Source organism: Pedobacter sp. (genome assembly GCF_035317785.1).
Classification (GTDB): Bacteria; Bacteroidota; Bacteroidia; order Sphingobacteriales; family Sphingobacteriaceae; genus Pedobacter.
Map to the genome: position 1 here is coordinate 1 of NZ_DATHGC010000314.1, position 23,555 is coordinate 23,555.

Here is a 23,555-nt window from a genome sequence, read left to right on the forward strand (position 1 = left end):
TGGTGATATATTTTATGCAGAGAACCAGGGCGACTGGGTGGGCTCTGGTAACATTACCCATGTAGAGGAGGGCGATTTTGTGGGCAATCCCGCGGGTTTGATCTGGGCTGATCAGCCGGGCTCCCCGGTCAAGCTTCGTAAAAAAGACATTCCGGATACCGGTGAACCGAAATATGAGGTGGCTAAAAGAGTACCAGGATTAAAAGGCCCTTCAGTATGGATCCCGCATTCTATTATGGGAAATTCGACTTCCGGCATTCTGAATTATTCAGATCATGGAAATATGGGGCCTTTTAAAGGGCAACTTTTTGTAGGCGATCAGGCCCAGAGCAAGATCAGCCGGGTATTCCTGGAAAAGGTCAAAAATGTATATCAGGGAGTGGTGTTTCCATTCCGGGAGGGTTTTTCATCGGGTATCTTAAGGATGAACTGGGGCTCTGATGGCAGTATGCTGGTTGGTATGACCTCAAGAGGATGGTCATCGACCGGAAAAGAAGAATATGGTTTACAGCGTTTGACCTGGTCTGGTGTTGTACCTTTTGAGGTGCAGACAGTAAAAGCGCAGCCGGATGGATTCGAACTGGAATTTACAATGCCTGTAGATGAAAAAACGGCACGCAATGCAGGTTCTTATCAACTTTCAACTTTTACTTACAAATATCACCACATTTATGGAAGCCCTGCTATCAACCAGTCTGCACGAAACATCAAAGCAATTGTGGTTTCACCAGACCATAAACGTGTGCGTATAGTGCTGGATAGCTTAAAGGAAGGGTATATTCATGAGATCAGGACAGCAGGACTGCGATCAGAAAGCGGTAATATTCCTTTGCTTCACAATTATGCGTATTATACCTTAAACAGGATTCCCGATGGGGAAAATCTTACCGTTACGGCTGAAAATAAACCAGTTGGCGAAATGCAGGTTGATAAAACAACCGGAGCAATGGACCATCAACATATGGACAATATGGTCGCGGCTGGCAACAAGGTCACCGGCAGTACAGCTGCCGAAAAACATGTGACCAGGCAGCCGGTAAGCTGGAAGAACGGCCCTGATAAGACCATTTTACTGGGAACTAAACCGGGCTTGAAGTTTGACATTACAAATCTAACCTTAAAGGCAGGTACCAAAGTGAAGCTGACTTTTGCCAATACAGATGATATGCTGCACAATTTTGTGCTGACCGCTCCTGGATCAGGAAATATCGTAGGGGAAATGGTAGCGAAGATGGGACTGGACGGCGAAAAATACAATTTCATTCCCAATAGTGTTAAAGTACTGGCGCATACTGTTTTATTGCAGCCCGGAAAGTCAGATACTATTTATTTTACTGTACCTAAAACACCTGGTATATATCCATTTATCTGTACCTATCCTGGCCACTATATGGTGATGAAGGGACAGATTAAAGTGCTGAAATAAAACACATTGTCGTTCAGTTTGTTGTCTCTCTGTTAAGAAAGCAGAAGCGATTGGTGGTTCTTATGAACCGAGTGCTGCTGCTTCTTTTGGAGAACATAAAACTGTGATTATGAAAGGTCAATTGATCGCTGAGACATCTGTCACCATAAAAGCCACACCTCAGCAAGTATGGAAAGCCATTACTACGCCTTCTTCCATTGAAAAATACCTGATGGGGACGCACGCCATCTCCGACTGGAAAGAAGGCAGTCCGATAACTTATGAAGATGAATATAATGGCAAGAAATACCATGACAAAGGAACAATTAGAAAGTTTGAGCCCGGAAAGCTTTTTCAGAGCACCTATTGGAGTTCGATGGGAGGAAAAAAGGATGAACCGGAAAAAGAGAAAGAGCATGCCACAAATAACTGGAAAGCGGTACTGCAAAAGCTGAAGGAAGTTGTGGAGGAGTAGCCCATTTGTTTTTCTGCAGAAGATTACGCATTTTGTGTTACTATTCATAAAGTTACTACTACTGCCTCTAAAACCGCATTTGCCATGAAATACCTATCTCTTTTACTCCTTTTTACTACGTTGTCATTATCGGGCTATACACAGGATAAAGATGCCATTCTTGGCAAATGGATCAATTCAACCGGTGAGGCCCATGTGATGATATCCAAAAGATCTGATAAATATTTTGGTAAGATCGTATGGATCAAGGACCCTAAGGGAACTGGGGGCACAGTGAAAACTGACTTGAAAAATCCGGATCCGGGTTTAAGAAAACAGCCTATTCTTGGTATGGAAATATTAAAGAATTTTGTTTATGACGATGGCAAATGGACCGACGGAACTATATATGATCCTAAATCCGGCAAGACTTATAGTTGTAACATGACCATCAAAGATAATGGAAACCTGAGCATGAGGGGTTATATCGGTATATCTTTAATTGGCAGGTCTGAGATCTGGAAAAGAGTTAAATAGTATGAGGGTATTCCTAATTGCGTTCCTGTTTTTTCCTCTGCTGTGTCTGGCACAGAGCTATAACTTAAAACCCGTTACGACAGGTGAAAACACCAGCATAAGGGGCATGTCAGTCGTGTCTGATCAGGTAGCATGGGTAAGCGGAAGCAACGGCAGCATCGGCAGGACACTGGACGGGGGAATGACCTGGATCTGGACAAAACCTGCAGGGTATGAAAAGCTTGATTTCAGGGATATTGAAGCGTTTGATGAAAACAAGGCGGTAATTGTAAATGCGGGGTCACCGGCTTTTATATTGCTGACCAGTGATGGCGGCAAGAACTGGCGGGAGTGTTATAAAAATCTGGATTCGGCTATATTTCTGGACGGTATGGGATTCTGGGATGCTCAGAACGGAATGATTTTCGGAGATCCCATTCACAATAAAATGCAGCTGCTGAAAACCAGGGATGGCGGCATGAACTGGCAGGATGTGTCTGAAAACCTGAAAACAGACATGCAGCTGGGGGAAGCAGGGTTTGCCGCGAGTGGTACTACCATAAAGACATATGGAAAAGGGCTTGCCTGGGTTGCTACCGGCGGATCCGTCTCTAATATTTATTTTTCTGATAACTATGGTTATAGCTGGAAGGTATATAAGTGCCCGATTATACAGGGCGAAAGCAGTACAGGGCCATTTTCCATGGCTTTCTTTGATGCGAAAAATGGTGTTGTGGTAGGTGGTAATTACCTGAAAGATACAGAGCATACAAACAATGTTTTGTTGACAGGCGACGGTGGAAAGACCTGGAAGAAACCAGCCAGGCCCGTTGCGGGTTACCGTTCGGGTGTAACGTATATTAATAAAAAGGTTTTGCTGGCCACAGGTTCATCAGGAACGGATGTATCTAATGACGGCGGCATGAACTGGCACAATATCTCTGGCTTGAGTTTCAATGTGATCCAGAAGAGTAAAGCCGGGAATCTAATACTTCTGGCCGGAAATAAAGGGGAGATCTATCAACTCTTGATCGGGCGCTAAAAAAATAAACTCATAAAGAATGTGTGCAGGGAGATATGATATTTAATTTTTTTTTTAGGGCCGTATACAATAAAACAGAATTTTGCTCGTCTATATATACGAGAGCGTTAATTTAGATAGCGGGGATACGGCGGATTGCTGTATCTCCGTTTCTTTTTTTTACCTTGACCGGATTTTGGTCAACAGATCTGCCAGTTCTTCAGCCTTGTTTGGATGCTGCTCAAAAACATTATTGATCTCGCCCGGATCAGCTAACAGATCATACAATTGTCCACTTTGCAAAACTCCCGTCTCGGTGCCCGTCAGTTTATCATACCCGGACCCTTTACCCGGTTCAATGTATTTCCAGTTTTCTTTAATTATGGAAAGCGGACCACCCTGTTCAATCAGCACAGACCGGCCCTTTGCAGATTTTCCTAATATGGCCTGCAATACATTTTCGCTGTCTGGGGCTTCTCCATCAGGTAGTTTTACATTCAGAAGTTTAGAAAAGGACGCCAGTAAATCTATTTGACAGATCATGGCCCCCGATACTTTTGGCGTGATGGTACCGGGCCAGCTCACGATCCAGGGTACCCTGGTTCCGCCTTCAAAAGCGCTGTATTTACCTCCTCTTAAAATACCGGCAGGTTTATGTCCAGCGTTTTTTGCAACAGCCTCATCCTGGTAGCCATCATCCAGGACCGGACCATTGTCACTTGAAAAAATAATCATGGTGTTTTTATCCAGTTTAAGATATTCCAGCTGTTTCATGATCTGGCCAACTGTCCAGTCCAGCTGCAATATAGCATCACCTCTCAAGCCTAACTCACTTTTCCCTTTAAACATAGTTGCGGGCATGCGGGGTACGTGCGGTTCTGTCAGGGTATAACAAAGGAAAAAAGGCTGCATTTTATTTTCTTCAATGAAATTTCGGGCTTTGGCAAGAAATGTTGAAGAGACTTCTTCGTCTACCCAACGCGCTTTATTTCCGCCTTCCATATACCCAATCCGCCCAATGCCATTTACAATAGTTTGGTTATGCCCATGACCGGGAGAAGATTTCAGCTTGAGTAATTCAGGATGGTCTTTTCCTGTTGGATCACTGCCTACCGGATTTTTATAGTCCACCCTGATTGGATCTGATCTATCCAAAGCCAGTACCCGATGGTTTTCCATGAAGACAGTGGGCACCCTGTCGGCTGTTGCTGGAAAAATAAAGGAATAATCGAACCCCACATCATTTGGTCCGGGCGTTACTTCGCTGTTCCAGTTTTTTTCCACCTGTTTGCCTAATCCAAGGTGCCATTTGCCAATTACCGCTGTTCTGTAGCCGGCCTTTTTAAATACTTTAGGTAGGGTAGTGGTATTTGTCGGGACAATCAGGGCTGCATCGCCTGGTAAAATTCCAGTTCCTTTTTGTCGCCAGGGGTATTGCCCGGTCATCATTGCAAAGCGGGAAGGAGTGCAGGTAGCAGAAGTTGAATGGCCATTGGTGAAGCGGATGCCATTTTTTGCAAGCTTGTCCAGATGGGGTGTATTTATTTTAGTGGCACCATAGCAGCTTAAATCACCATAGCCCAAGTCGTCCGCATAGATCACGATGACATTTGGCCGGCTGTTTTGCGCATACAATTGCGGAGTCGGTCCAACACCTAGTATGTATAATAAAGAGACTATTATTTTCTTCATAATGAGCTAAATTACTAAAAAGCCAGGTCATCCAACCTGGCTTTTTAAACAAAACTTAGATCTAACCAAACATCTAAAATTTCAGACAATATAGAAATTGAACTGGACGTCAAGGGCGGATTCGAACCGCCGTCAAAGGTTTTGCAGACCCTTACCTAACCACTCGGCCACATGACTATATATTTTCCAAATGCTTATTCCTGCATATGATGATACAAATATAAATAAAAGACTACTAATTTAATAGACTTTATTTTAAATTATTTTTATTCTGCCTCTTTTGAGCTATATCGTGTTGAAAATCAGCTATAAATATTTTAATGCTGTCGTATTTTTGAGGTCTGCAGATACTTAGATTTGGATGATATCGTTAATTTCATACATTTGAATTAATCAAATATATCCCTATGTCCAATTATTTACCCGACTTAAACGGTCTGATAAGTCATATCTCATTGCACAACAGCGAGAATGCTTATGAGAAGCTCTTCAAGTATTTATTTCCTTCTTTATACCGGTTTTGCTTTTATTTGCTGAAGTCCCGTGAACTTGCGGAAGAGGCGGCAAGTGATGTCATGATCACGATCTGGCGCAACAGGCAAAAATTATCCGAAGTCAAAAACGTTAAGGTATATGCTTTTGTGATTGCCAGGAACCTGTCTTTAAATATCATTAATAAGCAAGCAAAACAAGAGTGGGTATCCATCGACGACTTAGATATGGAAATTATCCTGGATAACTTAAATCCAGAACAGCTGCTGATCAACGGCGAACTGAAAAAGAAGCTGGAGCGTGCAGTCGAAACCTTACCGGCTCAGTGTAAACTGGTCTTTAAGCTGATCAAAGAAGATGGCTTGAGCTATAAGGAGACAGCCAATATTTTAAACATTTCGATAAAAACGGTTGACGCCCATCTGGTATCAGCAATTAAAAAGCTAACCACCGTACTTCAGGCAGAGTTTAATCTGACATAAAAAAATATTAGAAAGGACTAGGGAGTTTGTCTAAAAATTTTGTCCTATACATACAACCCGATATTAAACCTATTTGGAATACCTGTATGTCTAAGAACAGAATTATAGAACTCCTGGCTCGTAAGCAGGCTGGTGAAGCTACTCCAGCTGAACTGGAAGAGCTGAACAAGCTGACAGCTCAGCATCAGGATTCTGTTTATTATGAAGAATTTTTAAAACAGCTTTGGTTAAATCCGCAACAGGAGTTTGAAATTCCAGATGCCGAACAGGCCTATCTCCTGCACAGACTTAAATTTGCTGATGAATTTTCCGTCCCTGAAGAAAAACCCAAAACCATAAGTTTCAGGAAGGTCATCAGCCTCACAGGGATCGCTGCCGTATTGGCTGTTATTGTTTCGGTTGCCATCTTTTATTTCAATGGTCAGGATAAATTTGTTCCGGATACAGAGATCGTTGCCGGAAAAGGCGTAAGGAAGAAGATCAGACTGCCCGATGGCACAATGGTCTGGCTAAATTCCGACAGTAAATTATCATACGACAGTGAGATTAAAAAAAGAAAGAAACGTATAGTTTACCTGGTTGGTGAAGCTTTTTTTGATGTGGCCCACGATAAAATCCATCCTTTCATCGTCCGTACAGATAAGATCTGCGTTAAGGTACTTGGTACAGCCTTCAACATCAAAGCCTACCCGGTCGACAAAAAATCTGAAACTACTCTGCTGAGGGGTTCTATTGAGCTTTCTGTAAATGACCGATCAGCGCAAAAGATCATTTTAAGCCCCTCGGAAAAATTCGCCCTTGTGGAAAATAAAAAAGAAGAGACCTTAAAATCAGATCGCTCCCCAAAGTCCCTGAAGGACATCACGCTGACCATTCAGCACGTGATACCCGTCCGTATCGGCCAAAATGAATACATCCAGGAAACCTCCTGGAGAGACAGCCAGCTCGTATTTCAGAATGAATCTTTGGAAGACCTGCAGTCCAAACTGGAGCGCTGGTTCAATATCAATATCAAATTTGATAACGAAAAACCTAAACTATATCGCTTTACAGGTGTATTTAAAGATGAGACCATCGAAGAAACCTTAAAGGCAATGCAATTAATCAAACCTTTCAACTTTAACCTAAAAGACCATGACCTGATCATTTACTAGTAAAAAAGGGAGTTAAGTGCGGCAAACACTTTCCTCCCTCTAAACCTTCATGAGTAGCTAAAAGCTACTATTACAGATTTTTAACTTTGAAATTCACAAATCTATGAAAAAAACAGAACTGTGCAATAAAGTTCTATGTGCCAACTTTTCCAAAAAAAAACTAATAATGATGTTAAACTGGATCTTTGTTTCATCGTTTGTCTTTTGTCTGCAAGTATCAGCATCCACCTTCTCTCAGGGTACAAAAGTTGACCTGGAACTCCGTAAGGTAAATCTAAAAGACGCACTAACGGTATTGGAGAAGAAAGGCAATATTCGTCTTCTTTATAGTGAAGATGACCTGGCCGGCAGTAAAAATGTAACGCTGGTAAAAGATCAGATCTCAGTTACCGACGCCCTCCGGATGCTGTTGAAAAACACGGCCCTTGAGTTTCAGTCTTTGGAAGATAACCTGGTTGTCATCAGGCTCAGGAACCCGCCGGGAGTGGACATTGTAGTCAGCGGACAGGTAACTGAAAATGCTGGTACCCCAGTACCCGGCGTAAGTATAAAGGTTAAGGGGGCCACCATCGGAACGACTACAGATGCTGCCGGTAAGTTTACCATCAAGGTACCTGACAATGCGACCCTTGTGTTTTCATATATGGGATATGACAGCCAGGAAATACCTGTGAACGGGCAAAAAGTAATCAACGTTAAAATGCTGGAAAACAGCCAGTCGCTCTCTGAGATCGTCGTGGTAGGTTATGGAACCCAGAAAAAAGCAGTGGTTTCGGGTGCAGTGGCTTCAGTAAAGGGTACAGAACTGGCCAAAACACCGACCGTCAACCTTTCCAATTCCCTGGCCGGGCGTTTACCCGGTGTGACCGCTGTTCAGGCGAGCGGAGAGCCCGGTTATGACGGATCAACGATCCGTATCCGGGGAGTTAACTCTTTAGGAAATAACAATGCGCTAATCGTAATCGATGGGGTGCCCAACAGAGCTGGCGGTCTGGAACGCTTAAACCCTAACGACATAGAAAGTGTTTCTGTATTAAAGGACGCTTCTGCAGCCATTTATGGTTCAAGGGCGGCAAATGGTGTGATCCTGATTACGACCAAACAAGGCAAATCCGGTAAACCCCAGCTTTCTTATGACTACGGTTATGGCTTGCAGCAGCCAACCCGGACACCAAAAATGTCCAGTTCCCCGCAATATGCCGAGATCTTAAATGAGCTCAATATATTCGGTGCAGATTTGCCTCAGGACCAGTGGAGTGCCGCATGGGCAGCTTTCAAGTCGACCGGTTCTTACACACGTACAGACAACAATACGACCATTACTGCAGCTTACAGTCCTGATGAAATGCGAAAGCTGAGAGATGGTTCAGATCCGCTAAGATACCCGAATACCGACTGGTTCAACACCACGCTAAAAGACTGGTCACCACAGCAACGCCACAACCTCCAGATCAACGGCGGTGCCGAAAACATCAAATACCTGATCTCGGCCGGTTACCTGGATCAGGATGGCTATTATAAAAAATCGGCCACCGGGTACCAGCAATATGACCTGCGTATCAATCTGGAAGCCAATATCAATAAATACATCACTGCGACACTAGGTGTGACCGGCAGAGAAGAAGTGCGAAATTTTCCTACAGTATCTGCCTCTGATGTATTCCGGATGGTCATGCGCGGTAAGCCAACAGAAATCGAAGTATGGCCCAATGGTCTGCCGGGACCTGATATCGAATTTGGCTATAATCCATACGTTACGACAACTGACCTTACTGGCTATAACCGCGATCGCAGGGATTACCTGCAGTCTACCGGTAAAGTAGAAGTGCGGCTGCCATGGGTAGAAGGACTTAAATTTACAGGTACGGCCTCAGTCGACAAGTTTTCAGGCCGTCAAAAGAACTGGCAAACGCCCTGGACACTTTACTATTGGGACAAACAGTCATTTGAAGCAGACGGAGTTACACCGAAGCTCACCGGTTCGGTGCGCTCAGACCGTAAAGACGCGAGTTTAACAGAAACTGCAGGAGCGCAACTGGCGGTTAACCTGACAGGTATGGTCAATTACGATAAAAAAATAGGCGAACACAACCTGGCCCTGATGGCTGGCGTAACCAGGGAAAAGGTCGACAATGATGGCTTCTCCGCTTTCAGAAGATATTTCATCTCTACTGCCCTGCAGGAATTGCTGGCCGGTAGTGATAAAGAACAGAATATCACTAATCCAGGCGATCCGAACAACCTTTACAAAAGAGCCCGTCTAAGTTATTTTGGAAGGGTAGGCTACAATTATAAAGAAAAATATCTTGCCGAATTTCTTTGGCGGGCCGATGGCTCCTATATCTTTCCTGAAGACAGGCGCTTTGGATTCTTTCCCGGAGTATCATTGGGATGGAGGTTGTCTGAAGAACCTTTCTTTAAAGATAACGTGAAGTTTGTTAGTAATTTAAAGCTGAGGGCTTCATGGGGGCAGATGGGTGCTGAAGCCTACTTTGGTGATGCGCTCCAGGAATACCAGTACCTGAGCACCATGGGTTTTGGAAATTATGTGATCAATGACCAGCAGACCCAAACCCTGGTAGAAAACAAAGTTCCCAACCTGGATTTCGGATGGGAGGTAGCCAACAACTCCAACGTAGGTTTGGACGCCTCATTCCTGGACAACAAGCTGAGTTTTGAATTTGACGCATTTTACAACAAACGTACCAAAATCCTGATCTCCAGAGGCAACTCTATCCCTGGAAGCTCAGGAATTACAGATAAGCTGCCACCGGTAAATCTCGGTAAAGTAAACAACAGAGGTTTTGAATTTAAGCTTGGGTATACTGACCAGGTAGGACAGCTCACTTACGGAGTTAGTGTAAATGGTGGTTATGCCAAGAACAAGATCGTATTTTGGGATGAGACAGCAGGAGCCCCTGAGTGGCAGCGCTCCACAGGCATGCCTACCGGAACCGAACTCGTCTACGAATACGATGGTGTATTCAGAGACCAGGCCGAAATTGAGGCCAATACCATTGACTACAGTGCATTCACCGGCAACCTCCTGCCGGGCGATATGAAATTTAAAGACAGGAACAACGATGACAAGATCAATGGCGATGACCAGATCCGCATGGACAGAACCAGCACTCCAACCTTTACAGGCGGGTTTAACCTGAACCTGGCTTACAAAGGCTTCGACTTTTCTGCGCTTGTTCAGGGTGCAACCGGCGGAATCCAGATTGTCGGGCTCACCGAGTCGGGTGATATCGGTAACTTCCTGGAATGGTCCTATAAAAACCGCTGGAGCATCGATAATCCAAGTAATGTAAATCCCCGATTGTCGAACCGGGGTAAGACTTATTATACCGATTTTAACAGCGCTGCGCGCAATACCTATTGGATGCGCAGCAACAATTACATCAGGCTTAAAAACGTTGAACTGGGCTATACCATTGCACCGGAATTGTCCAAAAAGATCGGCTTTAGTGCACTTCGTGTTTATGTCAACGGGCTGAACCTGGTTACGCTGGATAAGATCAAGATCTGGGATCCGGAATCCACCAACAGCAGTGCGCAATATTATCCTCAGGCGAGGGTGATCAATACCGGAATTAAGGCTACTTTTTAAGGTTGGACAGCATAAAAACATTTTATATGAAACTGATAAATAAAACTACATACATATTTACACTCGTATTTCTGGCCATGCTGGGTTCGGGATGTAAAAAGGATTTTCTGAACGTTGAACCGCCGACCAGTATCCCCGCTGAAGAAGTTTGGAAGGATCCTGCCTTGGTCTCGGCTTTCGTGACCGAGATCTACAATGGGTTGAGCGTAGGCGGCTTTGGCGAAGAGATGTTATCCTCTGTATCAGATGAGTCTCTTTTTACACATCCCACCAGAGGTATTGACCTGGTCAACTCCAGCAGTATCAACCCCACCACATCCGGCTGGGTCAGCGTTACCTGGAACTATGCCCCGATGTACAACCGCATCCGATCCTGCAACCTGACCATCGAGCACCTGACGGCTGCGGATAATGTCATTACTGATCCAAATACTAAGGATATGCTTTTGGGGCAGGCTTATTTTCTCAGGGCCTACTTTTATCAGCAATTGCTTCGCTTTTATGGCGGTGTGCCGCTGATCACCAAAAGTTATGCCCTTGACGAAGATTATACTGTAAAAAGAGGAACCTACGAAGAGTGCGTCAATTTTATCCTTAAAGATTGCGAGGAGTCGATCAAACTGCTCACAGGTAAAGCCATGCTAAAAGGACAAGCGACTTCATTGGCAGGCCTTGCACTAAAATCACGGTTATTACTTTACGCGGCCAGTGACTTACACGATCAGGCCAAATTTACGAGTAATATTAAGTATGAAGCTCCAGATGATAACCTGGCTGAAAAGTTGCCGATGCTCGTCTACACCAGCGGAAATCAGCAAGAGCGCTGGAAAGCTGCACAAGACGCGGCTAAAGCGGTAATGGATGCAGGGACTGGTTACAAACTAGGGCTGTCCGCTCCTGTTTCTGCTGCGGATGGCCGCGGCAATTACAAAAGCATCGCCATGGGCGGCGGGAGTAAAGCCCCCGGTATTGACGCCACCGCTGCTTCCGAGCTAATATTTGCCAGATACTTTATTGACCGGAGCGATCTGCGCTACGGCAGGGCCAATGGACCTAACGGTTATCACAACTGGGCCGGAAACACTCCGGTAGGTTTGCTCGTTGATGATTATGAAATGATTGACGGGACAAAATTCAACTGGACAAATCCCACGCAAAAGACCAATCCTTATCAAAACCGTGATCCACGCTTTTATGCGACGATCCTGTATGACGGTGCAGGCTGGAAGCCGCGTGATAAAGTATCGGGCGGCGTAGATCCAGCCAACCAAATTCAGACAGGCGAATACGATCTGATTGACAAAGGAGCTAAGATCCGCTTTAAAGGACTGGATACGCGTGGAAGTTCCATAGAAAACTGGAATGGCAGCTGGACTGGTTACTATACCCACAAGTTCATTGATCCGGACCCGGGTATCGTCGATGCTAACCAGCCCCAATTTGTGCCATGGCCATTTTTCAGGTATACCGAAGCCGTTTTCAACTACATAGAAGCAAGTATTGAGCTCGGACAATTCTCAGAAGCAGTACTTTGGCTCAACAGAATACGCTTCAGAGCTGGCATGCCGGCAGTCACCGGTAGTTCTAAAGAAGTCCTCACAGAAATTTACCGCCACGAACGCCGCATAGAAATGGCCTATGAAGAACAAAGATACCATGATACGCGCCGGTGGATGATCGCTCCGGCAACGCTTGGCAGAAAAGCAACCTATATCAAAGTTTCAGGAATGTTTAAACCGGGTAAGACCATGTCAGCACCTTATCACTACGATCCTGCGGTTTATGATTACACCTACACCCCAACTACAGAAACTGCCCAGGAAAACCGCAAATGGGATGACAAGATCTACTTCAGGCCATTTAGCCGCGATGAGATCAACAGAAACAATAAACTGGTACAAAATCCGGGTTATTAAATAAGAGAATCCTCCCTGTACCCCTCAATACCCCAATCCCCTGCTTAGAATTTCTATTCTATTGCAGGGGATCTTTTTTAGCCATGCACCTCAGATTTTGCAGCCTCCCAGCCAATCATGGCATTTTTACGGGGGCTGCTCCAATGGTACTGTCCAATCTCACCATTGGATCTGATCACCCGGTGGCAGGGAATGAGAAAAGCGACGGGGTTGTCCGCCACGGCAGAGCCTACCGCCCGTGACGCTTTAGGGCTATCAACTGATCCGGCCAGCTGCGAATAAGTAGTAAGGCCGCCCATAGGTACCTTCAATAGCGCTTCCCATACTTTAAGCTGAAAGGCAGTCCCTTTCAGGTGGAGTTTGATCTCAGTCAGTTTACTCCAGTCCTGGGTAAATATAAATATGGCATTTTGCTGGATGCGGTCCAGAAACCTTTTATACGTTGCATTTGGGAAACGTCTTTTCAATTCTTCAAAAGCCTCATCATCCCCCTCATCGACAAAAGCAATGTGACAAATCCCCTTGGCAGTAGAGGCCACTATTATTGTTCCAAAGGGACTCTCCGCAAAACTGTAATTGATGTGGAGCTCCTGCCCGCCATTTTTGTATTCACCGGGTGTCATACCCTCCACTTTGACAAAAAGATCGTGCAATCTGCTGGTGCCTGATAATCCTGTTTCATAAGCCACATCAAAAAGTGTGGACTGCTTTGCGTCCAGAATACCCTTTGCATGTTCTATGCTCAGGTATTGTAAAAATTGCTTTGGCGTCACCCCGGCCCAGTCCTTAAACATGCGCTGAAAATGAAAAGGACTCAGGTTCACATGTGCTGCCGTATTCTCTAAAGATGGCTGAAGCTTATAATTGTTTTTCAGGTATTCAATCGCCTTTTGGATCCTGATATAGTCAATCTCGTTTTGTGTTTCCATAATCTTAATATTTCAACAACAAATCTACTGTAAACCGCATCCCCTCAGAACCCGATTCTTGCTGAGTTGGGACGGCAGCTAAAGCCCGCTTACTCCACCGCTTACCACCAATTTCATCGCATCTGCCGCACTCATTTTCAAATCGGTTACCTTATCCTTTTTTACAATGCAGAGCTGTCCGGCAAACGAATAGGACAATGGAAAATATACCGCTACCTCATCGGGCAGGTCAATTCTTTTGAGATCGTTTTGTGTCAGGAAGCCAATCTTTTTCAGCCCGCCTTCGACTTCTACAAGAACAGGGTGGTTAAATTTCTTTTCATCGCCGACAAAAGCTTCTGTCAGGTCTTTGATAGAAGAATAAATGAATTTGAGTATGGGCAAACGGTCCAGCGTTCGCTGAAACCAATTGTACATGGGTTCTGTAACGAAGTTCGTCACAAAGATTCCGGCAACCAAAATAAGTGAAATGACCAGTACGAGGCCTAGCCCGGGGATATTCCTGCTGGCACCGGTATTGGGATCAACCCCGAGAATGTTGTTGATATTCAGCCAGCTGTCTACTGTAGTTACGGCACCAACGACGATGAAGATACTTAGCGCAATAGGAAGCACGATCAACAAGCCTTTGATGAGATATCTTAAAAATGCCCTGCCAATTCTGTTCATCCTGCAAACTTAGATAAATTTGCTGCCCTACGCAATTTTAAGACGAGCTACTCGTAAAAATAAACCCTTTTTACACGCTGGGATACATTGGTGAGGATCTCATATGGGATCGTATCTATTTGCCTGGCCAGCTGCGCAATCGTCAGTTCACCATTAAACACAATGACTTCGTCACCGGTCTTCACATTCAGGCCCGTTACATCGAGCATACACATATCCATACAGATCACGCCCACAGTGGGAGCCAGTACACCATTTACCAGCATTTTTCCTGTTCCATTGCCAAACTTGCGGTTGTACCCGTCAGCATAACCGATTTTTACAGTGGCGATTGTCCCGCCATCCGGCAAAAGGCCTTTTCGGCCATAGCCTACCGTTTCATTTGGCTTAATCTGCTTGAGCTGGGTCACTGTGGTTTTCAGCACAGCAACAGTCTGCAGTCCTTTGTTGCTGACTATCCCGCCGTCAAAACCATACAGGCCTATGCCGATCCGCACCATGTCCATCTGGGCATCAGGATGACGCGAAATGCCTGAAGTGTTGGAAATGTGCCTGATGAAAGCATAGCCCAGGTTGTTCTGGATCTGATCAGCTATTGTAGTAAACCGCTCCAGCTGATGGCGCGTAAAATCATCATGCTCAGGATCATCACTGGCCACCAGATGAGAGAAAACTGAAACGATCTTTACTTTATTTGACTCCTGCAATGTTTTCAAAAGATCTCCCAGATCAGGCTCTTCAAATCCCAGGCGGTGCATTCCGGTATCAATTTTAAGATGAACCGGGTAGTCAGCGGCATGTTCATTTAAAAATCCGGTAAAGCTTTTAAGTATATCAAGATTGTAAATCTCAGGTTCCAGCTGATGCCTGATGATCGCCTCAAAACCTGAAGGTTCCGGGCTCATCACCATTATCGGCATAGAAATGCCTGCTTTTCGCAGAGCGACACCCTCATCTGTGTAAGCTACTGCCAAATAATCTACCTTATGGTATTGCAGTAAATTCGCAATCTCAAAACTTCCGCTACCATAGGAGAAAGCTTTGACCATTGCCATCACCTTTACGCCGGGTTTTAGTTTACTGCGGTAAAATTGCAGGTTTCCTGACAAAGCATTGAGGTCAATCTCCAGAACAGTATCGTGAATTTTTTGAGAAATGAGCTTACTGATGCGTTCAAATTCAAACTTCCTGGCACCTTTGACCAGTATGGTCTCATTATTAAAATGTATAGCAGGGAAATTGTCTATAAAATCTTGTGTGCTTTCATAAAAAGAACTTTCCATTTCAAAACTCCCGGCAGACTGAGAAATGTGAGGACCAATACCGATCAGCCTGTTCAGGTTTTTTTGTTTGACCAGGGCCGCAATCTCAGTATACAGGTCCTGATCATTTTTGCCGGTCTCATAAAGGTCAGAAAGAATCAGTGTCTTTTTAGGATGCTGGTTTTGTAAGTTCAGGAAATCCAGCGCTATGGCCAGCGAGGAGGTATCGGCGCTGTAAGAATCATCGATCACTGAACACTGATTGATGCCGGTCTTCAGTTCCAGCCGCATCCCTACATGGGTCAGCTTTTCCAAACGCAGGTCAGCCTCATGAGGCGTATACCCAAGCGCCAGTAAGGTCGCCCAGCAGATGATGCCATTCTCCAGAGAAGCTCTGTCCCGAAAAGGGATCAGGCATTCTATTTCCTCCCCTTTGAAATTCGCCCGTACGTAATTTCTGCCTTCAATGGGTTCAATGAATAAAATACGGAGGTCTGCTTTCTGTTTCAGGCTCCATGAAAATTTAGTTTTTCCCGGCATTTCATTCGGGCTCAGCCCCTCTGTATATTCAGGCGAGTATATGAAGAGTCCGGCATCTTTAAACAGCTTTAATTTTTCGAGCAGTTTTTCTTTATGTGATGAAAAGCCCTCAGCATGTGCTTCCCCGATATTCGTCAGAATACCTATGCCGGGCCTGATGACGACTTCCAGACTTTCCATTTCACCGGCTTTTGATATTCCTGCTTCAAAGATGCCCATGTCGTGCTCATTCTCAATTTGCCATACAGAAAGCGGCACGCCGATTTGTGAATTGAAACTTTTTGGACTCCGGACGATGTTAAAATCGGCTGCCAGCAACTGGTATAACCATTCTTTTACAATCGTTTTTCCATTGCTGCCGGTTATGGCGATGACCTGCAGATCGTGCTGTTTGCGATTGGCAGCCGCCAGTGACTGCAGAGCCATGAGGACATCGCTCACAAGCAGTATATTTGCATCAGGAAATTGCTTCAAATATTTTTCATCGCTGATGACAAAATTCCTGATGCCATTGGTGTAGGCATCTTTAAGGTATTCATGGCCATCGCGTTTCGAATTCAGCGCAAAGAACAAAGATTCTTCAGGATCTATTATACTCCTGCTGTCGATGACCAGCTTGCTGATTTTAGCATTATTATCAGTGGAAAATGAATTGATGTTTAATAGCTCAGCAATCTGATTAATACTGTAAATGGCATGGCTCATGTTCCAAAAATAGTCAACTAAATCAGCATAACCAACGGGATATAATTTGTTAAGGTTTTGTTTTATCAATACTATATGACAACAAGGTACTAACAGGGTCTTAACAGGGTGATAACAGGGTCGTTGATATAATTATTATCTTATTACGACATAATAAAGATATGATACTTATATGATTGCGGTGAAACAAAGTCTTAACCTGCCTTTAACAAGTAGATAGGATAGCAATAAAGATAGGTTATAACCTGATTAAAACTGAATGTCGGTAAACCATTTCTTATAGATGGTCTGGTATACGCCATTTTCCCTGAGCAGAGTCAGCACCTCATTGAACTGATCTTTCAGCTGGACATCACCTTTGCGCATAGCTATGGCATACTGTGAATCTGTTTCAGGAAGAAACATACCCACTTTCAGTTTTTTGTTTTTCTGCAGAAAACCACCTGCTATCGGTGAATCGTCAATCAGCAGGTCTATTTTGCCTGCCTGAAGCTTTCTGTAAAGTTCCTTATTGGTTTCCGCGTGGACCATATTATTGCTGGGAAAGTTGACGTGTACATACTTTTCCGCCTCAGTAGCCTCCCGGATGCCTATAGTTTTATTCTTAAGGTCATTAATATTCCTCAGGCTATCTTCCTGGTTTACCACAGCACAAAGTCTGAAATGAAGATAAGGATTGGTGAACTCGAGAATATGGCGGCGGGAGGGCGTCACAGTAACCGCAGAACAGATCAGGTCGAGCTCACCTTTAAATAGCTTTTCAAGGATGGTTTGCCATAAAGAGACTTCATATTCGATCTCCAGATCTAAATGGTCAGTAATGGCTTTTAACAAATCGACTTCGAAACCCTCAAATTTCTCTGAATTGTAGTCAGAATGCATAGGAAACGGTGCTGCCGAATCCAATCCAACTTTTAGTACCTTTTTTTCAGCCATAAGGGTGGGGAGTCTGTTATTGGTTCTATTTCGAGCGAATTTACATCTTTTTAAGAATAATTTAACATTTATAGACCGAATTGGTTTGGATATGTTAAAAAAATAAGAGATTGTTGAATAATGGTCAGCTTAAGTGAAAGCTTTTTAGCGTATTTATAAGAATTTGTTTTTCATTTTCAATAAAATAACCGGATTTTAAAAGGCGTTTATGGTTTTTCTAAAAAATAATGTTAACATAAGGCGCAGCATTTTAGTATTATTGCAGATCGTGGAAGAACAAAAAAAACAGATCATTAAACTCAGCAGAAATGCTGCTTTAGCAAAAGCTGAACATTATTGTGCCTACCAGGAACGTTCGCAGCAAGAGGCCCGGGATAAGCTCTATGAGTGGGGGTTGTGGAAGGACGATGTAGAAGAACTTATTTCTGAATTGATCCAGACTAACTTTTTAAATGAGGAGCGGTTTGCGATGGCTTATGTCTCCGGAAAATTTAAGATTAAAAAATGGGGGAAGGTTAAAATAAAGCAGGGACTTAAAATAAAAAGGGTTCCTGATAAGATGATTGCAAATGTGCTGAAGACCATAGATGCCGATGAATATTTGAAGACCATCCTGGTTCTGGCTGAAAAAAAAATAGGATCAATTCATGAAAAAGATGCTTATAAGCGAAGGTATAAGCTGACCACTTACCTGATTGGCAGGGGTTTTGAAAATGATTTGATAGCGGATGTCTTGAAGTCCAATGACTTAGCGTAAGGGCTTCATTTTTATCAAAAATAACTTGACGTTATACTAAAAGTATTTATATTTGCAATCCCAAACGGAAACAAGGTTGTTTTGCAGCCCCTGCCCGTAAAAGGAGGTGCCCGGAGGGTGCTAAAATCGATGCGAAAGTAGCTCAGTTGGTAGAGCACGACCTTGCCAAGGTCGGGGTCGCGAGTTCGAATCTCGTCTTTCGCTCTAAATGCATTCATACCAGGAAGCATTTATAAAAAAATTAATCGTACTAAAGCTTTTTAGTAAAGATTATGCTCAGATGGTGGAACTGGTAGACACGCAGGACTTAAAATCCTGTGACCTTAAAAGTCGTGCGGGTTCGATTCCCGCTCTGAGTACTGAACGGGAAAGATGATTTGGCAATCGATCTTTCCCGTTTTTCTTTTGGCTTCTGATTTATATTTTATTTAACGGTATATTATTAAAACACTAAACAACTTGTAATAACATATTGCTATCTTAGTTAGGTGAAGATTATCAATATCATAGCCTATTTTAAAGAGCGATTTCCTCCAGTCCACATATTGCTATTTGCAATCGTTTTTTTTACTGCTTATTCTGTTGCTTCTTATTTTTCAATTCAACCTATTCATATCGGTATTAAAGAACTGACAGGTGTTATAGCTGCTATCTCTTTCTTTTTCAGACTGCGGGTATTTGATGAGGTAAAAGACCTGCAGATTGACAATATCAATCATCCCGGGCGGGTATTACAATCAGGACGCATTTCCTTAAAACAATTATTTATTATTTCTGCAATCCTTTCTGTATTTGAACTTCTATGGAGTTATTGGAACGGGCCTGCTACCATGATTTGCTGGTTGGTGGCATTGGGTTACAGTATACTGATGCGCTATGAATTTTTTGTCAGTTCCTTTTTAAAGCCCAGGTTATTTTTATATGCCTGTACCCATATGCTCATCATGCCGCTTATTATGTTGTGGGTATGGTCTGCCTATAATCAGAATCTGCTGCATCCCTCCTTATATTTTCTGGGTGCACTGAGCCTATTTGGCGGCTTTTGCTTTGAACTTGCCCGCAAGATCCACGCGCCGGATGCCGAAAGATCAACAGTCGATTCTTACTCTCAGTCAATAGGTTATAAAAGGTCGATTGTTTGTGTACTCTTATTTTTACTTGGAGGTGTTTTTGTGCAATATTATTTACTCCACAGTATCCAATCACACTTTTGGGCCTACCTGACCATCTGCTTATTATATCTGCTTACGTGCCTGTTGTATGCCGCAATGGTCAAACATCCGCAGGAAAAAAAGCTCCGGCTGGCCGAATTATTTGTGTCTTTGTTTATGCTGGTCAGTTACTTGTCTATTATTATAGAAACGCAATTAAGACTATGATCCTTTATCCGGTAAAAAAAAAAAACGGGGCAACTATCGGTGGTAAGGCCGAAGGTCTGATTAAACTGGTTGAAGCAGGCATCAACGTACCTGATTTTCTCATACTACCCGCTGAAAATTTTACTTCCCTTATTCAACAACCTTCTATAGGAGCTGCCGATATCAAAGAGAGGCTGCTTCAATTTGCACTTACTGATGAAGATCAAAAACAATTGACAAAAATACTGGCTGGCTGGGGCTTTCCACATCAAAGCGTGATTGTGCGTTCATCTATTGTTGATGAAGACGGGTCGCAGAATGCTTTTGCCGGTATTATGAGTTCTTATTCTAATCTCAGGAACATTAAAGATGTTCATCAATCCATAGCACAGTGCGCCGCAAGTGCCTACTCTTCAGAAGCGATTGCCTACCGGGCGCACCGGTCACTATCCAGTGCAGCCCAGCCTGCCGTAATTGTACAGAAACAGCTGAATGCCGATTCAAGCGGCGTGGTTTTTTCGACCTACCCACAATATCCCGAAGAAATGGCAGTACATGCGGTATGGGGTTTAGGGGAGGGCCTTGTAGACGGAAAATTGGATGCTGATGAATTTTATCTATTAAAAAAAGACGGCTCCATCACTCATCAAACAATAGCATTTAAAGACAAGCAATTTAAGCCTGACCCGCAGAAAGGCAGCCAGTTAATGGATATTGATCGTACCAAACAAAACACTCCCTGCATTACTCAGACACAGTTACAGAGCTTGTTTGCTATTTCAAAGCGCCTGGAAAAAAGGAACGGCCACCCACAGGATATAGAATTTGTGATTACGGACAATGAACTGTACTTTGTTCAGTCACGCCATATTACCCAAACTATTCCCCAAGTTATCGTATATGATAATTCAAATATACAGGAGAGTTATTGCGGTGTTACCACACCTTTAACTTTTAGCTTCGCCCAAAGAGTGTATACCACAGTGTACCAGCAAACCATGATATTACTTTCTGTGCCGGAAAAGGTTGCCGAAACCTACCGGCCCGTACTGGATAATCTGCTGGGCCTGGTAAAGGGCCGTATCTATTATAACATCAATAACTGGTACCGGGGCCTGCAGGTCCTGCCTTCTTTTAAACAGAATAAGGAGGATATGGAACGTATGATGGGCCTGGAAGATCCCGTTGATTTTATAAGCGATACCAAAAAGTCATTTACCGAAAAGCTAAAATTAATGCCCACCCTTTTGTCCAGTATGTCAAGGCTGCTGCTTGCCTTTAGGAAACTGGACAAGGACGTGGCCACCTTTCACAGTCATTTTAGCACTTATTACGAACATTTTTATCAATCATTACCTACGTGGACTAACGGTTCACAAATAGTGGAACAAATAAGGGCGTTAGATGAGGCATTGCTCAAAAACTGGACTACTCCTATTGTCAATGATTTTTATGTCATGATGATGAATGGAAAAGTGAGACGAAAACTAATTAAAGCCGGAATCAGGGAGCCAGAAGAGTTTTTAAGTATGTATTTAGCCGGCAATCAGCAAATTGAAAGTGCGCAGCCTGCTGTGGTTATGCAAAAAATTGCCCTTGAGGCGATGCTGCTGCCCGAATTAAAAGCGCTGATTATTAAATTGCCATCGGGTGTGCATGAGCTGATTAAAATACAGTTTCCGGACTTTTACACCACCGTAAACAGCTTTATACATACCTATGGGGACAGGACCGTAGGTGAATTAAAACTGGAGACGGTTACCATGCGGCTATCGCCCCGTATCTTTTACAGTTATCTGCGCAACTACCTCACTACAGAAAACACATTTCAAACATCGGCTTTATCGCACCTGCATGAATCTGCCCGGAAAAAATTGGACAGCATGTTGCAAAAGCGATCCTATCTTTTTAAACGGGGTCTTTACAGTAGTTTACATAAGCTCCGGAAAGGGATACAGTACCGGGAAGGAATGCGCCTGGAAAGGACCCGTCTGTTTGGAATGTACCGTGCACTTTATCTAAAAGCCGGCGATCTGCTTGTGCGAGCAAATGCCTTACCATTACCGGAAGATATTTTTTACCTCACAGAACCGGAGATCTGGGATTTGCTCCTCAATAAAACGACTCTTCAGAAAGCGACTGCCATAGCTGAGCGAAAGGAAACATTTGATGGCTACAAGCGCGAGGAGGTATCTGCCCGTGTCATTGTTCCGGCTCCCCGGGAAAAGCTGGTTGAGGTCAGCAATAATGATCCATATATTTTGCAGGGAACCGGCTGCGTGCCGGGAGAGGTCACCGCAGAAGTCATGATTATCAGAGGGCCTGAAGATGACCTGGATGTGAGCGGAAAAATTGTCTGTGCCTTACGTACTGACCCAGGCTGGGTGGCGCTTTTTCCGACATGTAAGGCGGTGCTTATAGAAAAGGGCTCTGCTCTTTCTCATTCCGTTATCCTGCTTCGCGAATTTGGTATCCCCGCAATTATCAATATCCCTGGTTTAACCAATAAACTAAAAAGCGGACAGCGTGTCAGCATGAACGGAACATCCGGCGTGATAAAAATAATTAAAGATGAGCCCAATTGACCGTATTGTTTATCAGGGGACTATCCCGGATAGCTTTTTTAAGATCCCGGAAAAAATTTATGAAAAATCACCGGTAAAACCGACGGAAGAGCCTGAAGCCATTAGGTCGTTTTTTGCGATGGAGGCTATTCAGCATGATATTATCCTGTATACTGATCATGAACACTTCAGACTAGCAGGTATATTTCCAAAGGCGGAGCCGGCAGCTTATTTCGGTTTTTGGGAAAGTGTGGCTGATAGCGAATTGCATGAGCAGGCATTCCGTTTATTAGAGAATGATGCCAGGGAAAAAGGTAGAGTCAACCTGACAGGGCCAATCAATTTCAGTACATTTCAAGCTAATCGCCTGCGCGTAGGCGATTCACCAAGCTGGGGAATGTTTGACAAAGAACCGGTTAATCCGGTGTATTATCCTGATCTCTTATCGGCCATTGGTTTCCAGGAGAAACTAACATATGAAACCCGCCTGATCAGCAGAAAAAACCTGCCGGCTCTTTTTGCCAATAAAAATGAATTTGTGAAGGCAATCAGTCAAATACCCTTTGATTTCATTACTTTAAACCTGGAGAACTGGAAATTATACGAACATGATATATTTCAATTGATGCACATTATTTTTAAGGAAAACCCCTTTTATAAGGCAATTTCCTATAAGCAGTTTCAAATAATCTATAGTCATCGGTTCGCTGAAAAATTATGCCCCCACAGTTCCGTGCTCATCAGAGATCAGGCATCTGGTCAACTGGTTGCCATCTGTATGTGCCAGCCAAATTATCATGCTTTATATCCCTCGGTAAAGGAACCTGATTTTGCCAGGGATTTTGAAAAATTAAATCACAAAACCTTAATGGCCAAAACATTTGGTGTACATCCCGATTTCCGGAGACAGGGATTATTGAATTATATGGGCGCCTATGGCATGCTTACGCTTATAGATGGCATTTATGAAGATGTTTTGCTCTGTCTGATGCGCTCAGATAATTATTCAGCTCATTTTTCAAACAATATTCCTTATGAATCTGCAAAATATGCCTTGTACGAGAAAATACTTAGTTAATGCTCTGGCCAC

At 43.7% G+C, this 23,555-nt stretch carries 17 protein-coding genes and 3 tRNA genes; 14 read left to right on the forward strand and 6 right to left on the reverse strand.

The window, feature by feature from the left end; genetic code table 11:
• The 4 genes from VK541_RS19580 to VK541_RS19595 form a co-directional block, all read left to right on the forward strand.
• Nucleotides 1-1,426: plastocyanin/azurin family copper-binding protein (locus VK541_RS19580; protein WP_324372115.1), on the forward strand; the 1,426-nt coding region annotated here is incomplete at its 5' end.
• 109 nt (nt 1,427-1,535) lie between these two features.
• Nucleotides 1,536-1,880: an SRPBCC domain-containing protein gene (locus VK541_RS19585; RefSeq protein WP_324372116.1), complete on the forward strand. Its 345-nt coding sequence runs from the start codon at nt 1,536-1,538 to the stop codon at nt 1,878-1,880.
• Between the two features lie 84 nt (nt 1,881-1,964).
• The gene (locus tag VK541_RS19590) at nt 1,965-2,396 is read left to right on the forward strand and encodes a DUF2147 domain-containing protein (RefSeq protein WP_324372117.1); all 432 of its coding nucleotides are present in this window, start codon (nt 1,965-1,967) and stop codon (nt 2,394-2,396) included.
• 1 nt (nt 2,397) lies between these two features.
• Nucleotides 2,398-3,417, forward strand: a complete 1,020-nt coding sequence (locus VK541_RS19595; protein WP_324372118.1) for a WD40/YVTN/BNR-like repeat-containing protein — start codon at nt 2,398-2,400, stop codon at nt 3,415-3,417.
• A 159-nt stretch (nt 3,418-3,576) separates the two neighbouring features.
• Here the strand turns inward: VK541_RS19595 and VK541_RS19600 are convergent, their stop codons facing one another.
• Together VK541_RS19600 and VK541_RS19605 are read right to left on the reverse strand one after the other, a co-directional pair.
• Nucleotides 3,577-5,088, reverse strand: a complete 1,512-nt coding sequence (locus tag VK541_RS19600) for an arylsulfatase (RefSeq protein WP_324372119.1) — start codon at nt 5,086-5,088, stop codon at nt 3,577-3,579.
• Between the two features lie 103 nt (nt 5,089-5,191).
• Nucleotides 5,192-5,265: transfer RNA gene (locus tag VK541_RS19605), tRNA-Cys, on the reverse strand.
• 230 nt (nt 5,266-5,495) lie between these two features.
• Between VK541_RS19605 and VK541_RS19610 the strand changes: the two genes are divergently transcribed.
• From VK541_RS19610 to VK541_RS19625, 4 genes are all read left to right on the forward strand, one after another.
• Nucleotides 5,496-6,062: an RNA polymerase sigma-70 factor gene (locus VK541_RS19610; RefSeq protein WP_324372121.1), complete on the forward strand. Its 567-nt coding sequence runs from the start codon at nt 5,496-5,498 to the stop codon at nt 6,060-6,062.
• 86 nt (nt 6,063-6,148) lie between these two features.
• The gene (locus tag VK541_RS19615) at nt 6,149-7,216 is read left to right on the forward strand and encodes a FecR family protein (protein WP_324372122.1); all 1,068 of its coding nucleotides are present in this window, start codon (nt 6,149-6,151) and stop codon (nt 7,214-7,216) included.
• A 166-nt stretch (nt 7,217-7,382) separates the two neighbouring features.
• Nucleotides 7,383-10,829 (forward strand): SusC/RagA family TonB-linked outer membrane protein, encoded by a 3,447-nt coding sequence (locus VK541_RS19620; protein ID WP_324372123.1) that lies wholly within the window; start codon nt 7,383-7,385, stop codon nt 10,827-10,829.
• Between the two features lie 26 nt (nt 10,830-10,855).
• A complete protein-coding gene (locus VK541_RS19625; protein WP_324372125.1) occupies nt 10,856-12,745 on the forward strand; it encodes a RagB/SusD family nutrient uptake outer membrane protein in 1,890 nt (629 codons plus the stop codon).
• Nucleotides 12,746-12,822: 77 nt separating this feature from the next.
• On the opposite strand, the gene VK541_RS19630 is transcribed toward VK541_RS19625, so the two are convergent.
• The 4 genes from VK541_RS19630 to VK541_RS19645 all read right to left on the reverse strand — a co-directional run bounded on the left by VK541_RS19630 (nt 12,823) and on the right by VK541_RS19645 (nt 17,786).
• Entirely contained in the window at nt 12,823-13,674 is an 852-nt protein-coding gene (locus VK541_RS19630; RefSeq protein WP_324372126.1) for a methylated-DNA--[protein]-cysteine S-methyltransferase, read from the reverse strand.
• Nucleotides 13,675-13,752: 78 nt separating this feature from the next.
• Nucleotides 13,753-14,343 carry a DUF502 domain-containing protein gene (locus VK541_RS19635; protein ID WP_324372128.1) on the reverse strand — a complete coding sequence of 197 codons (591 nt, stop codon included), beginning with the start codon at nt 14,341-14,343 and terminating at the stop codon, nt 13,753-13,755.
• A 47-nt stretch (nt 14,344-14,390) separates the two neighbouring features.
• Nucleotides 14,391-16,850: a bifunctional UDP-N-acetylmuramoyl-tripeptide:D-alanyl-D-alanine ligase/alanine racemase gene (locus VK541_RS19640; protein ID WP_324372130.1), complete on the reverse strand. Its 2,460-nt coding sequence runs from the start codon at nt 16,848-16,850 to the stop codon at nt 14,391-14,393.
• 249 nt (nt 16,851-17,099) lie between these two features.
• Nucleotides 17,100-17,786: a transporter substrate-binding domain-containing protein gene (locus VK541_RS19645; RefSeq protein ID WP_324372131.1), complete on the reverse strand. Its 687-nt coding sequence runs from the start codon at nt 17,784-17,786 to the stop codon at nt 17,100-17,102.
• A 268-nt stretch (nt 17,787-18,054) separates the two neighbouring features.
• Here VK541_RS19645 and VK541_RS19650 point away from each other — a divergent pair, with 268 nt between their 5' ends.
• The 6 genes from VK541_RS19650 (at nt 18,055) to VK541_RS19675 (ending at nt 23,543) form a co-directional block, all read left to right on the forward strand.
• On the forward strand, nt 18,055-18,543 hold the full coding sequence (locus VK541_RS19650) for a regulatory protein RecX (RefSeq protein ID WP_324372133.1): 489 nt from the start codon (nt 18,055-18,057) through the stop codon (nt 18,541-18,543).
• A gap of 131 nt (nt 18,544-18,674) precedes the next feature.
• Nucleotides 18,675-18,747 (forward strand) — tRNA-Gly (locus VK541_RS19655).
• 70 nt (nt 18,748-18,817) lie between these two features.
• Nucleotides 18,818-18,902, forward strand: a tRNA-Leu gene (locus VK541_RS19660).
• A 129-nt stretch (nt 18,903-19,031) separates the two neighbouring features.
• Nucleotides 19,032-19,922, forward strand: a complete 891-nt coding sequence (locus VK541_RS19665) for a UbiA family prenyltransferase (protein ID WP_324372135.1) — start codon at nt 19,032-19,034, stop codon at nt 19,920-19,922.
• Nucleotides 19,919-22,486, forward strand: coding sequence for a PEP/pyruvate-binding domain-containing protein (locus tag VK541_RS19670; protein ID WP_324372136.1), 2,568 nt, complete (start codon nt 19,919-19,921; stop codon nt 22,484-22,486). The genes VK541_RS19665 and VK541_RS19670 overlap by 4 nt, the downstream gene beginning before the upstream one ends.
• Entirely contained in the window at nt 22,473-23,543 is a 1,071-nt protein-coding gene (locus VK541_RS19675; protein ID WP_324372137.1) for a hypothetical protein, read from the forward strand. The genes VK541_RS19670 and VK541_RS19675 overlap by 14 nt, the downstream gene beginning before the upstream one ends.
• Nucleotides 23,544-23,555: the final 12 nt, after the last annotated feature.